Raw genomic sequence first — 13977 nt, forward strand, 5'->3', positions numbered from 1 at the left:
CGGGAACAAGGCAAGTCGAACAGGGTCTCACCGCGACGGGTGTGCGGTCAAGTGTTTTTCGCGCGGTGGGCCCGCTCGTCCTCAATGCGTCGGCGTACCACCGGCCGGGCTCGGGCGGGGCGCGGTGAAGAACGCCGCGATGACGGCAGCGATGCTGATGATCGCCGCGACCAGGAAAGCCGCATGCACGCCAGGCAGATCCGGGGCGCCACCCGATTGAGAGGCCTTGGTCATGACCGTCACGAACAATGCCGTACCCGCTGCGCCCGCGACTTGTTGCAGCGTCGTCAGGATGGCGCTGCCGTGCGAGTAGAGCCGGTCGGGCAGGACGGCGAGTGCGTCGGTCATCAACGGCGTGAACATCATCGACAGGCCCACCATCATGATCGTCTGCACGATGATCAGTTCCCAGATCGGGGACGCCGCCGACAGGATCGTGAAACCCCACAGCGAAGCACACAAGAGCACCGAACCCGGCACGACGAGCAGCCGGGCACCGTGACGGTCATAGGCCCGGCCGACGATCGGGCCGGCCAACCCCATCAGCACACCGCCCGGCAGGCTCGTCAGACCGGCGGCCAACGCGCTCTGCCCCAACACATCCTGGACATAGAGCGGCACCATGATGATCGCGCCGAACAGACCCATGAAGCCGAGGATCACGAGCGCCAGTGACACCGAGAACCGTCGGTAGGTGAACGGGCGCAGGTCGAGGAACGCGCGATCACGTCGCTGCAACTGCACCTGCCGCGCGCCGAACAGAACCATCGCGACGGCGCCCACCGTCATCGGTACCCACGCGGGTACGCTCTGCTCGCCGTGACTTGACTCACCCATCAGCGAGAGCCCGAACACCAAGCCCGCGAAGGCAATCGCCGACAACGGTACCGAGACGGCGTCGATCGGTGTCGGCTCCTGTTTCTCGTCGTCGACGCGCAGCCACGTCAGGCCGGCCGTCAGCGCCACAAGCGCGATGGGCAGCACGATCCAGAACATCCAGCGCCAGTTGAGCGAACCGAGGATGAACCCCGACAAGGTGGGCCCGATCGCCGGCGCGACGGCGATGACGATGGAAATGGTGCCCATCGTCTGCCCACGCCGTTCGGCGGGAATCAGCGTCATGACCGTCGTCATGAGCAACGGCACCATCACGGCGGTACCGCACGCCTGCACGATCCGGCCCACCAACAGGACCGCGAAACCGGGCGCGAGCGCGGCCACCAATGTGCCCGTGCAGAACAATCCCATCGACGTCAGGTAGATGCCGCGCACCGGAAAGCGTTGCAGCAGCGAGCCCGACATCGGGATCACCACGGCCATCGTCAGCAGGAAGCCGCTCGTCAGCCATTGCGCGGTGCTGGCGGCGATGTCGAGATCGACGATCAGGGCAGGCAACGCGACGCTCATGATCGTCTCGTTGAGGATCATCACGAACGCCGAACCGACCAGCAGCGCGATGATCACATTGGCGCTCGGCTGGGGACGCTGCAACGTCACCGTCTCCCCCGTGCTCGGGCCCGTCGTCATTACCTCTCCCTACTCCCCCGACTTCGTCTGCGCGGCTCCCCAGGGTATGTGTGAAACCTTGGGGCCGAAAATCGTTTTTGCCGCAGTGGCGCTCAGTCCTGGCTGCTGAGGAGCGACATGATGTCGACGAGTTCGGTCCAGCGGGATCGCGGAAGCGGCGCGAACAACTCCTCGGCGGCGGCCTCGTAGGCCCGCAGCCATAACTCTGCCTGCTGCACGCCTTTCGGAGTCGCGACCATCTTTGTTACGCGTCGATCAGCGGAGTCCTCGGAGCGCGCCACGAGCCCATCACGCACGAGCGCCTCAAGCAGTGTCGACGCGGTGCCTTGCGCGATGCCGACTGCCGCGCCGACGCGCGCAGATCTCGGGTACACCAGGCTGAATTGGGTACCTAACCCAAAGAGAACTGGCCCCCGGCTCCGAGGGCTGTTCTCCCTAATTAGCGGGTACAGGATTCGAACCTGCGGCCTCTGGGCTCTAACTCCGGCTTTACCGAAATTCTGAAGTGCCGCCAAGTCTCATATGCGCAGTTCAGACATAGTTGAGTGTTAACTGGCAAGCTCCAGCAACGTCCCTTCCGCCAGCAGATTCTCACACGCTCTGCCAGACGCATGAGCCGCTCGGATCCACGGCCCTTTTGCTTGGCCGGCTGCCGTTTGTCAATGCTGCGATAAGGCTGTGGGAGGCCCACCATCGCCCCAAGACGCCGAAACGACAGGTCATCAGGTGCCGCTGCTGGCACCATCAAAGCCCGTGGGAAGCGATTCAACTCGTCCGCCCTTGGCCGGACTGCATCACTTTGGGCTTTCAGTTGCCGACCTTCAGCGCAGCATTCGTTTCTATTGCGATGTGCTCGGCGCTGCAGTTTTGGTGGCGGATACACCCGAGGGCGAGGACCAACGTCGTTTCTCGGGACGCGCGGCGATTCTGAGCCTGGGCGGCCAGGTGCTTGACCTATGTGAGCATTCAAGCAACGCACGTGAACGGTTCGACCCTGTACGTACCGGTCTGGATCATTTCGCACTCGAGGCTGAGTCTTTGGCTGACCTTCAGGCATGGGCGAGTTGGCTTGATACCTCTGGCGTTGCGCGATCGGAGATCCGGAAAGTAGCCGGGGACTTGGGAACGATGTTCGACTTCGTCGATCCGGACGGAAGCCAGGTGGAATTTGTCCACTTCGACCTCGGTTGAAGTCACCGGTCGCTTTCTCGAGCCTGTCTGATTCGTAACCGGCCTCCGTCGCAGCACAGCCGTCCATCTGCGCTGGGGTCGGCAGCCGAGTTCGAGTCCACAACGCTTATCTCCGCGACTACCGCACCCGCGGCAACCGTGCCGACAATGAGTACCGAGACGTTGCGGAGATCCGCCAGCACTTGTTGCCGGGGACGGGCCTCGATGTCGGCTGCTGGTCGGAATCTCCGGATCCGTTCCCAACAAGGTCATTGGGTTGCGATTGTTCCCAAAATTGTTCCCATCCCATAGAGAATGGCCCCCGGACTTTCGTCCGAGGGCCATTCTCGCTAGTAGCGGGGACAGGATTCGAACCTGCGACCTCTGGGTTATGAGCCCAGCGAGCTACCGAGCTGCTCCACCCCGCGTCGGTGAACACAAGGTTACCGGGGGCGTGAGGCGTGCTCCAAATCGTATGGTCAGTGGGTGTTTTTGCCCGGAGATCACTCGATGAACCGGACGACTTGACCGCATCGGAACACCCCCGCGGGGTCGTGGCGGTCGGCGAGCGCGGCCAGCCAGTGCCGAGTGTCTTCGTCGTAGACGCGTGCGGCCCGGCCCGCATCGTGCGATGGCGCGAAGTTTGGCAGCTGACCACCGGTGGACCATGGCGCGAGTGCGGCCACGAGGGCCGCTGCCTGCTCGCGGACCTCGTCGGCGACGGGTGGCACGGGCACACCGATGATCGTCACCGCATAGGCGGCGTCGCGGTGGCAGAAGGCACTGCGGTGACGGGGCTCACGCGTGAGCGCGCCGCCGACCATTCTCACTTCCACGATCGTCTGGACAGATCCGGTGTCCGGGCCTGCCGCGGCCAACATGACGTCGACCGCATCAGCGTTGAACTCACGCAGCAGTGTCTGATGTTCGTAGATCGGCATGGGATCGACCGGGTCGGCGTGCACGGCGCCGATGGCCGCATATGGTTGCACGGCAACGGTATCCAGCAAAGGCGTCGCAACCGCGCGCATGGGCTCCAACAGTCGCTCGGCGCGGGTGAAATCACCAACCGCCGTGTAGCGCACCGCGACCGTCAGCCGTCCGGCCAACGGCTCGGGCACACCGGGCAGCGGCGGAAGTTGTTGCAGGGAAATGGATGTGTTGATCGAGTCGGGCAGCGTGGCCGACCAGCCGCTCCACGCCCGCAGTACGGCCGCTGCATCGGCGCCGTCGAAATAGAGTGCACCGCCGTAGAATTCGGGGATCGGTAGCAGGTCGATCTCGACCGCGGTGACGATGCCGAGCGTCGACTTGCCGCCGCGCAAGCCCCAGAACAGCTCGGCGTTTTCGTCGGGCGTCGCGCGCAGCAATTGCCCTTTACCGGTGACCAATTCGAAGGAGCGTACGTAATCCGAGGACACTCCGACGGTGCGGACCAGAGGCCCGATCCCGCTGCCGGTGAGGAATCCGACGACACCGACGTTGGGTGAGGATCCGCACAGTCCGGCGAGGCCGTGTGGCGCGGCCGCGTCGAGCACGTGCTGCCATTTGGCGCCGGCCGCGACTCGGGCGGTGCGGGTGGCGGGATCGACTGTGCAGCTGGTCATTCCGGATGTGACCACGAGGATGGTGTCACGGGTGACGGCGAGGGCGCCGTGGCCGGTGGCCTGCACGGCGACCCGCAGGCCGCGCGCCACCGCGAAGCGCACGGTGTTGGCGATGTCGTACGCGGAGGTCGCCAGCACGACCGCGCCGGGCTCGACGGCTGCGGCCACGTTCCACGGGGTGGCGCGTTCGTAGCCGGCTTCGCCGGGCAGCGCGACGGGTGCAGCGACGTGGGTGCGCAGTTCACCGAGGGCGTCGGCAAGTCCGTCGTGCGGCAGGTCGGTCAGGGTCATCGGATGTCCTCCAAGCAGTCCAGGCGAGTTGCGCACAGCATCGCTCGGCCCGCTTGGTTTTCACTTGGCGCCGAGCTCAAGAATGTGGCAAGCCGATGCCGCGCGAGCGACCGGGTTTGTACGCCCGGACACGGAGTGTCGGCGTACAGACACGGTCGCTCGCGGTGTCAAGTAATCACGCGGTGTCAAGTAATCAGCAGTGCGCGGGCGGCGATGCCGCGCATGCCGAGTGCCTCGGCTTCGCGTGCGACGGCACGGGCTGCCTCGCGGCGGGCCTGCCCGTCCTCGTCGAGTTGGCAGGCCAGCAGCGCGCACCGCAGCAGCGTGGGCTTGCCGCCGTGGCGGCGGCCGATGTCCTCGGCCCGGGCCAGGTCCGCCAGCGCACGCTCGCGGTCCCCTTGTAGTGCTTGTAGGCGCGCCGTCGCCAACGAAACCGGTCCGGCGAGACCGACCTGGCCGATCACCGCGATGCAGTCGATGAACGGTTCGAGCGCGGCCACCAGCGGCGTCGCGTACTCAGTCAGCTCATGATCGGCCGCCAGATGTGCGAGCCAGGTCAGATGGCCGAGGGTGGTCCACACCTCGGCGCGATTCCCGTCGGCGAGCCAGCCGTCGAGCCGTGCGACGGCCTCGGCGCGTGAACCGGTGTCGATCGTGAGCAGCGCGGTGTGGACGAGAGCCTCCATGCTCTGGCCGCCGGTCTCGCTACTGGCTTGCAGGCCTGACCAGCCCGGCCCGATCGGTCCGCCCTGTTCGCGCAGCAGTGTCACGACCGCGACGAGACCGCTACCGGCGACGTAGAGTTCGGTCTGCTCATGGACGTGCGCGGCGATCGCGTGGTGGCGTTGCGCTTCGGCGAAGTCGCCGTGCCACATCGCCAACACCGCTTCCATCCACCGCAATTGGGCCCGCAGCACGGGAAGTTGCAGTTCTTCACTGCCCTCGACGCCGGCTCGCAGATGGTGTTCGGCGAGCGAGACGTCGGCCAGCGTCATGGCAGCCATCGTCGCGACCGAGTGTGCGATCACCGCGTCCTCACGGGACCTGGTGTGGCGCAAGGAGTTCAACCGCGCGATCCAGTCGAACGTCTGGCGGCTGAAGGAGGCCACGCCGGAGTAGGTGATGAGCCGGCCCATCACGACATCGGCGATGATGTCGGGATCGCCTGTGCTGTCGGCCAATTCCTCGGCCCGGTCGAGGTGCCCGGCGGCCAGCGCCGAATCCGGGTGGTAGCAGAGGCCGACGGCGAGCGCAGCGAGCACACGCGCGCCTGCGGCCGGATGCGCGTCGGCCATCCTCGCCGCACGTTCCAGCAACGCCAGCAGCGCGCCCGAATCGTCGCCGGGAGCCAGCCACGGCCAGCCCCCACTGGCCCGCAGCAGCGCACTCGCGACCCGGCCCGCCGTCTCGGCCCGCTCGCTGCGCAGCGCGTCGGCAAGATGGCGTTCCACGGTGTCGAGCACCAACCGGCCACGGCCGGCGCGTGAATGCGCTTCCAGCATCGCCACGGTCAGCGCGTCACGCTCGGTATCGCTGCGTGAGGTCGCGGGCAGCCGGTCGTAGGCGTCCAGCGCGGCCTGCCACCAGTTGGCGGCGATGTCCGAGCTCCAGCGCGCGGTCGCCTGCTCGGCGGCCAGCCGGCAAGCTGCGACCACGTCCTGCGGATCGGCCAACGGCTGCGCGGCCACCAGGTGCTGAGCCCGCCGCGGCACCGCATCCTCGGATGCGCTGTCGGCCAGAACCTTTGCCACTTGCGCGTGTAACCGTTGGCGGCGGAGCGCCGGCAGGTCGGCGACGAGGTGCTCGCGGAGGAGCCCATGTGCGAACGCATAGCCGTCAGCCGAATGCGCACTCACGATGATGCGTTCGTCGGCTGCGGCGTCGAGATGGTCTGCGAGACTGTCGAAATCCAGACCGGCCACTTGCGCCAGCACCGGAACGGCGTCGGCGTCGATCGCGTCACCGATGATCGCGGCCACGCGCAGCACGCCGAGCACGGCCGGGTCGAGTCCGGCGAGTCGGCGCTCAAGCACCGACTTGACCGCGACCGGTATCTCGCCGCGCTCGGCGCGCGGTAGCCGTGCGTACTCCGAGACGAAGAACGGGTTTCCACCGGTCCGTTCCGCCAGCACATGTGCCTCGTCCTCGTCGACTCCGTCCTCGGCGATCTGATTGGCAAGTGCGGCAACATCTTCAGACGACAACGAGGACAGCACGAGGTGGCGATTGCCTTCGCCGCGGGCGACCGTCGCCAATAGGCGGGAAACCTCGGCGCTGTGCTCGCCGTCGCGGACGGTCAGCAGCACCGCGACCGGATGTCCCCACAGCGCACCGGCGATGTAGGCCAGACAGGCCGCCGACGTCGAATCCGCCCACTGCACATCGTCGATCACGACGACCACCTGCCGTCGTGCCTGCTCCAACAGCGTCTGCACGCGCTCATAGACGCGGAACCGCGCGGTGTCAGGGTCGGCGTGCGGGGGCACCTCCAGCACCTCGTCGGGGTCAGTGCCCAGGCCGCGGACCAGTTGGCGCATCGGCCACCACGGCGGAGCCTGCTCGTCGGGGCACGTCACCCAGATCGCCCCGAGATCGAACCGATCGTCGATCTCCTCGGCCAGGCGGGTCTTGCCGATACCCGGCGGGCCGGACAGCACCAGCCAGCGGGTCTCCCCCGCCCGGACATCGGCGAGAAGGTCTGCAGCCACGGATAATTCGCGATCCCGCCCGATCATCACCGCACGCCGCACCTCGGTTGCCGGAGGCGGCGGCATCGGGCCGGCTGGTGTGTGGACCTCCCCCGCACCGGTCCATTCAGGAGACCGCGGCCACGCCGCCAACTCAGGTGCCTGGCGCAGGATCGCGGACTGCAGCGCGCGCACCTCCGCTCCCGGTGCAAGGCCGAGTTCCTCATCGAGCAGTCGGGCGTAGCGGCCATAGGATTCGAGCGCGTCCGAGGCCCGACCGGACCGGTAGAGCGTCAGCATGTGCAACCAGCAGGCGCGGTCGGACAGCGGCTCGGCCGCGCGCAGCTCCACGACGGCGGCGAGTGCCGCGGGTACGCGCCCGAGCGCCAGCAACGCGGTGATGCGGTGATCGACACACTCGGTGCGCATCTCGGCGGCACGGGCGGCGTCCTCGGTGACCCACTCCTGATCCCGCAGGTCGTCGAGAAAGTTGCCGCGCCACAACGCCAGTGCGTCGTCGGCGGCGGCCAGCGCGTCGGCCCAGCGGGCCTCCTCCACAGCCGCGGCGGCCTGCGCGCACCCGGACGCGAACACCGTGAGATCGACCGCATCCGCCGGAACGTCGAGAAAGTAGCCCGGGGGTTGACGCACGATCGGCGACACTGCGGTTTCGTGGCGCAGCGCCCGGCGAAGGTTCGAGATGTAGGCCTGCAGGCTGGCCGTCGCGCTCGCTGGTGGGTCGTCGCCCCACACGGCGTCGATCAGGCGATCGACGGAAACGACGCGGCCGTCGGCAAGCAGGAGCATCGCCAGCACGGCACGCTGTTTGGGCGCGCCGATGTCGACGGGCGAGCCTCCGTGCACCACCTGCAACGGCCCCAGCACGCGATAGTGCACCGGGGCATCGTAAATGTCGGCGTCCGGCCGCGCGAGCGACCGTGGTTGTACGCCCGGACACGGAGTGTCGGCGTACAAACACGGTCGCTCGCGGTGCGAAGTTAGCGGGTGCTGTCGAACTTCTTCATCGCGTCGTCGAGGCGCTGCAACGCCTCGCCGTACTCGGCGAAGTCACCGCTGCGCTGCGCTTCCTGCGCGGCGGTCAGCGCCGACTGGACTTCCTGCAGCGCCGCGGCTTTCGGTCCGGAGAGCTGCACCGGACCACTCGGCGGCACCGCGGCTGCCGGCGGCGGGGCCTGGGCCGGCCTGCCGTCCTGGTCGGCAGGCGGTTGCGCGGCGGGTGCCTGCCCGTCGGTCGGCGCCTGCTGTGGTGCGGCCTGCGGCCGGCCGTCGGTCGGGGCGACGTTCGTCGCGGTGGCCGCGGCGCCGGGGCCGAACAGCTCGGTCAGCGCGTCGCCGACCGTCGGGCCGTATCCGACTCGGTCGTTGTACAGCATCGCGACGCGGATCAGGCGCGGGTACGACGAGGCCGCATCACTGGCGCCCGGCGACGCGTACACCGGCGCGACGTAGAGCAGACCGCCGTCGGCAACCGGCAGTGTCAGCAGGTTGCCCCACCGGATCCGGTTCTGGTTGTCGCGGCCGATCACACCGAGGTCCTGGCTGACCGCGGTGTCGGTGCTGATCGCGTTGAACGCCAGCTTGGGACCGTTGACCTGGCCCGGAATGGTCAACACGGTGAGCTTGCCGTACGTCGACGGGTCCGAGCTCGCACTGACATAGGCCGCCAGGAAGTCACGCTGGAACCGGTTGAGTGCGCTGGTCAACTGGAACGACGACGAATTGTCGTTGCTCGCAAGGTCTCTCGCGACGATGTAGTACGGCGGCTGGAAGCTGCTTGCCGTCGGGTTCGGGTCGAGCGGCACGTCCCAGAAGTCCTGCGCCGAGAAGAACGTGATCGGGTTGTCCACGTGGTACTTGGCCAGCAGGGCCCGCTGCACCTTGAACAGGTCCTCGGGGTAACGCAGGTGGTCCTGCAACTCCTTGGAGATGTCGGCCTTCGGCTTGACGGTGTCGGGGAACACCTTCATCCACGCCTGCAGCACCGGATCGTTCTCGTCCTGGGCGTAGAGCGTGACCGTGCCGTCGTAGGCGTCGACGGTGGCCTTCACCGAGTTGCGGATGTAGGACACCTGCTTGTCGGGCGCGAGCCGGTTGACCGCGACCTCGTTGGAGTCGGCCGTCGCGCTCGACAGCGTGGTCAGCTCCGAATACGGATAGTTGTCGAGGGTCGTGTAGCCGTCGACGATCCACACCATCCGCTTGTTCACGATCGCCGGGTACACGCTCGTGTCGGTGGTCAGCCAAGGCGCCACCGCCTCGACGCGCTCGGCCGGGTCACGGTTGAACAGGATCTTGCTGTTCTCGCCGATCACGTTGGAGAACAAGAAGTTCCGTTCGGCGAACTTCGCGGCGAAGACGCTGCGCGTCAGCCAGTTGCCGATCGGCACACCGCCGCTGCCGGTGTAGGTGTAGTTCTTGGTCTCGGTGTTGGTCTCGTAGTCGTACTCGCGGTCGACGTCGCCGTTCTTGCCGACGATCGCGTAGTCGGCGGGCGTGTTCGCGATGACCGGGCCGAAGTAGACCCGCGGCTGATCGAGCGGGGCCGGGCCGGGCGACACGACGCTGCCGTTGGCGCCCACCACGCTGGCCAGGAACTCGGGGTAGCCGCCGTTCTGGTTGGGGTCGTTGGCGATTCCGCGCACCGTGTTGGCCGGCGAGGCGATGAAGCCGTTGCCGTGGGTGTAGACGGTGTGGCGGTTGATCCAGTCGCGCTGGTTGTCGATCAACCGGTCCGGGTTGAGCTCGCGAGCCGCGACCACGAAGTCACGCAGATTGCCGTCCGGGCCGACATAGCGGTCCATCGCCAGCTGGTCGGGGAAGAAGTAGAAGTTCTTGCCCTGCTGGAACTGTGTGAAGGCGGGGCTGACGATCGTCGGGTCGAGCAGCCGGATGTTCGACGTGGTCGCCCGGTCGGCGGCGACCTGGGCCGCCGTCGTCTGACCGCTGCTCTCGTAGTTGCGATACGTCACGGTCTCGTCGGTCAGCCCGTACGCCTGCCTGGTCGCCGCGATGCTGCGACTGATGTACTCGCTCTCCTTCTGCGCGGCGTTGGGCTTGACGCTGAACTGTTCGACGATCAGCGGCCAGCCCGCACCCACCACGAGCGAGCTCAGCAGCAGCAGCGCCACGCCGATCGCCGGAATCCGCAGATCCCGCAGCACGATTGCCGAGAACACCGCCACCGCACAGATCACCGCGATGGCCAGCATGATGAGCTTGGCCGGCAGCACGGCGTTGATGTCGGTATAGCCGGCACCGGTGAACGGCTTGGCCGCGCGGGTGTTGCTGAGCAGTTCATAGCGGTCCAGCCAGTAGGCGAACGCCTTGAGCAGGATGAGCGTGCCGACCAGGCTGATGAGCTGGATGCGCGCGGCGCGGCTGAGCGCACCGGTGCGACCGGTCAGCCGGATGCCGCCGAACAGGTAGTGGCCGAGCAGGTTCGCGACGAACGCCAGGAACGTCGCCACGAACAGGTAGCTCAGCACCAGCCGGTAGAACGGCAGATCGAATGCATAGAAGCCGAGGTCCTTGCCGAACTGCGGATCGGTGACGCCGAAATCGCCGCCGTGCAGGAACAGCTGGATGCGCACCCAGTAGCTCTGCGCGACGATGCCGGCGAGCAGCCCGATGAAGACCGGAATGCCGATGCCGAACAGCCGCAGCCGCGCCATCACGGTGGTGCGGTAGCGGGCCACCGGGTCGTTCGGGCCTGCCGTCGGCACGAAGACCGGACGGGTCCGGTAGGCCAGCGCCAGGCCGGCGAACACGATCGCGCCGATCAACACCGACACCACGAGGAACACGATGATCCGGGTGGCCAGGACGGTGGTGAACACCGACCGGTACCCGAGCTCGCCGAACCACAGCCAGTCGACATAGGTGTCGATGAACCTCGGCCCGATGAGCAACAGCAGCACCGCGACCAGTGCCAGGCCGATGAGAATCCGGCTACGTCGCGTCAGCTTCGGCATCCTTGCCGCGGGCCGCATACCCACTCGTCAACTCCAGTCTCAGATTCTTCGAAACGTGACGAGCCCCATGCGGCCCGACCGATTTTCTACAACTCTAGTCATGTGCCGACGACATGCGGCTCAGCAGCGAGGAGGTTCGCCACCAGCGGAAAGCGTGTGCAAGGCGTCGACGGCTCCGGTGAGGGTTTCCACCTTCACCAACTCCAGCCCGTCCTGCGGTGCCGAACGGGCCTCCGTGCAGTTGTCGGCGGGCACCAGGAACACCGTGGCGCCGGCCTCCCTGGCGGCGAGCATCTTGTGGGTGATGCCGCCGATCGACCCGACCTTGCCGTCCCCGGTGATGGTTCCGGTGCCCGCGACGAACTTGCCGTCGTTGAGATCGCCGGTGGTCAGCTTGTCGACAACGGCCAGGCTGAACATGAGACCGGCCGACGGCCCGCCGATGTTGGCCAGGTTGAAGTCGATGTCGAACGGCGCCCATGGCGCGTCGAGCACCCCGATGCCCAGATAGCCGTAGTCACGGTCGGGGTTGTCGCCGAGCGTGATCGTGGCAACACCGGCCGGGGCGTTCTTGCGGCGGTAGTCGATGACGAGCGTGTCGCCCGGCTTCGTGGCCTTGAGGATCGCCTGGAATTCATCGAGGTTGGCGACGGGCTTGCCGTTGACTCCGTCGATCGCGTCACCGTCGTGCAGCTTGCCTGCCGACGGACCAGGATCGGTGACGCCCTGCACCGTCACCGCCATCGGGTACTTCAGGAAAGACAGTGCGGCGTATTCGGCACTGTCCTCGGAGCTCTTGAAATCGGCGGTGTTCTCCTCGTCGATCTCGTCCTTGGACTTGTCCGGCGGATAGACGAGATCACGCGGGACCAGCTGCTCGCGACCCGACATCCACAGCGTGAGCGCCTGCCCCAGCGTCAGCCCGTCGCGCTGCGACACCGTCGTCATGTTCAGATGCCCCGTCGTGGGGTGGACATTCGCGTCCGGCCCCTCGATGTCGACCACCTGCTTGCCTTCGACCTCGCCGAGGGTGTCGAACGTCGGACCGGGCCCCAGCGACACGAAGGGAACCTTCACCACCGACAGCAGCACGCCGAACGCCACGAGGGGCACCAGCGCGACCAGCAGCGTCAAAATCCGCCTGTTCACGCCGCCCACAGTAAAGCCTGCGGTTACAGGTTCACTTAGAGCGTGACCCGCACGGGCACGCGGACACCCCGGCATGAGTACCGTTGAGGGTATGGCTGACCTGCCCTTCGGCTTCTCCGCCGGGGATGACCCCGACAAAGACAAGCCCAAAAAGGACCCTGATTCGGGGTCCGGCCCGAGCAATCCCGGACCTGGTCCGGGGTCGGATCCGTTCGGCTTCGGCACGGCCGGGGGCAACTTCAACATGGGCGACCTCGGCCAGATTTTCACCAAGCTCGGCGAGATGTTCAGCGGCGCGGGCGGCGCGATGGCAGGCGGCAAGTCGGGGCCGGTGAACTACGACCTGGCCCGGCAGTTGGCGTCGAGCTCGATCGGCTTCGTGGCGCCGGTGCCCGAGAAGACCCGTGGCGCGGTGGCCGACGCCGTCCGGTTGGCCGAGACGTGGCTCGACGGGGTGACGCCGTTGCCCGAGGGTACGACGAAGGCCGTGGCCTGGACGCCCAGCGACTGGCTCGACAACACGCTGGAGACCTGGAAGCGGTTGTGTGATCCGGTGGCCGAGCAGATTTCGGCGGTCTGGGCCTCGGCGCTGCCCGAGGAAGCCAGGAGCATGGCGGGGCCGCTGCTGGCCATGATGTCGCAGATGGGCGGCATGGCGTTCGGCTCGCAGCTCGGGCAGGCGTTGGGCAAGTTGTCGCGAGAAGTGTTGACCTCCACCGATATCGGGCTTCCCTTGGGACCCAAGGGCGTGGCCGCGCTGATGCCGGAAGCGGTCGAATCGCTGGCCGAGGGGCTCGAACGCCCACGCAGCGAGATCCTGACATTCCTGGCCGCTCGCGAAGCCGCCCACCACCGGCTGTTCAGCCACGTGCCGTGGTTGTCGAGCCAGCTCCTGGGTGCCGTCGAGGCGTTCGCCAAGGGCATGAAGGTCGACATGTCGGGCATCGAGGACTTCGCCCGCGGGTTCAATCCGGCGTCGCTGAGCGATCCGTCGGAGATGGAGCAGCTGCTCAACCAGGGCATCTTCGAGCCGAAGGCCACACCCGAGCAGGAGGCCGCGCTGGAGCGGCTCGAAACCCTGCTGGCGCTCATCGAGGGCTGGGTACAGACCGTCGTCAGCGCCGCACTCGGCGATCGCATCCCCGGCACCTCGGCACTGTCGGAGACCCTGCGGCGGCGCCGCGCGACCGGCGGCCCGGCCGAACAGACCTTCGCCACGCTCGTCGGCCTCGAACTGCGGCCCCGCAAGATGCGGGAAGCCGCTGCGCTGTGGGAACGGCTGACCGAGGCCGTCGGCGCCGATGCCCGCGACGGCGTGTGGCAACACCCCGACCTGCTGCCGAACTCGTCCGATCTCGACGAACCCGCCGGATTCATCGACCGGATGGTCGGCGGCGACACCAGCGGCATCGACAGCGCCTTGGAGCAGGCTTTCGAACAGGGCCTGGCCGACCTCGAGAAGGAGCAGGGCAAGGGCCCTGACGACGGCCCCGCCAAGGGCGAAGACAAGCCTGACAACTGACGCCGGCTTGTGCCTGTGGATAACTGAATCGC

At 67.2% G+C, this 13977-nt stretch carries 8 protein-coding genes and 1 tRNA gene; 2 read left to right on the top strand and 7 right to left on the bottom strand.

Features of this window, described 5'->3' with window-relative positions; translation table 11 throughout:
- Positions 1 to 81: 81 nt before the first annotated feature.
- Positions 82 to 1527 carry a DHA2 family efflux MFS transporter permease subunit gene (locus ACOI2T_RS25985; protein WP_067856440.1) on the bottom strand — a complete coding sequence of 482 codons (1446 nt, stop codon included), beginning with the start codon at positions 1525 to 1527 and terminating at the stop codon, positions 82 to 84.
- Positions 1528 to 1619: 92 nt separating this feature from the next.
- Positions 1620 to 1901 carry a MarR family winged helix-turn-helix transcriptional regulator gene (locus ACOI2T_RS25990; RefSeq protein ID WP_409505964.1) on the bottom strand — a complete coding sequence of 94 codons (282 nt, stop codon included), beginning with the start codon at positions 1899 to 1901 and terminating at the stop codon, positions 1620 to 1622.
- Between the two features lie 352 nt (positions 1902 to 2253).
- Here ACOI2T_RS25990 and ACOI2T_RS25995 point away from each other — a divergent pair, with 352 nt between their 5' ends.
- On the top strand, positions 2254 to 2718 hold the full coding sequence (locus tag ACOI2T_RS25995) for a VOC family protein (RefSeq protein ID WP_409505963.1): 465 nt from the start codon (positions 2254 to 2256) through the stop codon (positions 2716 to 2718).
- A gap of 333 nt (positions 2719 to 3051) precedes the next feature.
- Here ACOI2T_RS25995 and ACOI2T_RS26000 read toward each other — a convergent pair.
- The 5 genes from ACOI2T_RS26000 to ACOI2T_RS26020 all read right to left on the bottom strand — a co-directional run bounded on the left by ACOI2T_RS26000 (position 3052) and on the right by ACOI2T_RS26020 (position 12423).
- A tRNA-Met gene (locus tag ACOI2T_RS26000) sits at positions 3052 to 3125 on the bottom strand.
- A 75-nt stretch (positions 3126 to 3200) separates the two neighbouring features.
- Positions 3201 to 4595, bottom strand: a complete 1395-nt coding sequence (locus tag ACOI2T_RS26005) for an FAD-binding oxidoreductase (protein ID WP_409505962.1) — start codon at positions 4593 to 4595, stop codon at positions 3201 to 3203.
- 185 nt (positions 4596 to 4780) lie between these two features.
- Positions 4781 to 8179 (bottom strand): ATP-binding protein, encoded by a 3399-nt coding sequence (locus tag ACOI2T_RS26010; RefSeq protein WP_409505961.1) that lies wholly within the window; start codon positions 8177 to 8179, stop codon positions 4781 to 4783.
- A 101-nt stretch (positions 8180 to 8280) separates the two neighbouring features.
- Positions 8281 to 11298 carry a UPF0182 family protein gene (locus ACOI2T_RS26015; RefSeq protein WP_085144909.1) on the bottom strand — a complete coding sequence of 1006 codons (3018 nt, stop codon included), beginning with the start codon at positions 11296 to 11298 and terminating at the stop codon, positions 8281 to 8283.
- Positions 11299 to 11394: 96 nt separating this feature from the next.
- Positions 11395 to 12423 (bottom strand): YlbL family protein, encoded by a 1029-nt coding sequence (locus ACOI2T_RS26020; protein WP_067856411.1) that lies wholly within the window; start codon positions 12421 to 12423, stop codon positions 11395 to 11397.
- Positions 12424 to 12514: 91 nt separating this feature from the next.
- Here ACOI2T_RS26020 and ACOI2T_RS26025 point away from each other — a divergent pair, with 91 nt between their 5' ends.
- A complete protein-coding gene (locus ACOI2T_RS26025) occupies positions 12515 to 13945 on the top strand; it encodes a zinc-dependent metalloprotease (RefSeq protein ID WP_409505960.1) in 1431 nt (476 codons plus the stop codon).
- Positions 13946 to 13977 lie beyond the last annotated feature (32 nt).

The sequence above is a fragment of the Mycolicibacterium wolinskyi str. Jessa 2025 genome (assembly GCF_049241375.1).
In the GTDB taxonomy this organism is placed as follows: Bacteria; Actinomycetota; Actinomycetes; order Mycobacteriales; family Mycobacteriaceae; genus Mycobacterium; species Mycobacterium wolinskyi.

Bases quoted from the DNA above. Each gene is read 5' to 3' on its own strand.
- ACOI2T_RS25985 (WP_067856440.1), bottom strand. From the start codon at position 1,527: ATGACGACGGGCCCGAGCACGGGGGAGACGGTGACGTTGCAGCGTCCC.
- ACOI2T_RS26005 (WP_409505962.1), bottom strand. From the start codon at position 4,595: ATGACCCTGACCGACCTGCCGCACGACGGACTTGCCGACGCCCTCGGT.
- ACOI2T_RS26025 (WP_409505960.1), top strand. From the start codon at position 12,515: ATGGCTGACCTGCCCTTCGGCTTCTCCGCCGGGGATGACCCCGACAAA.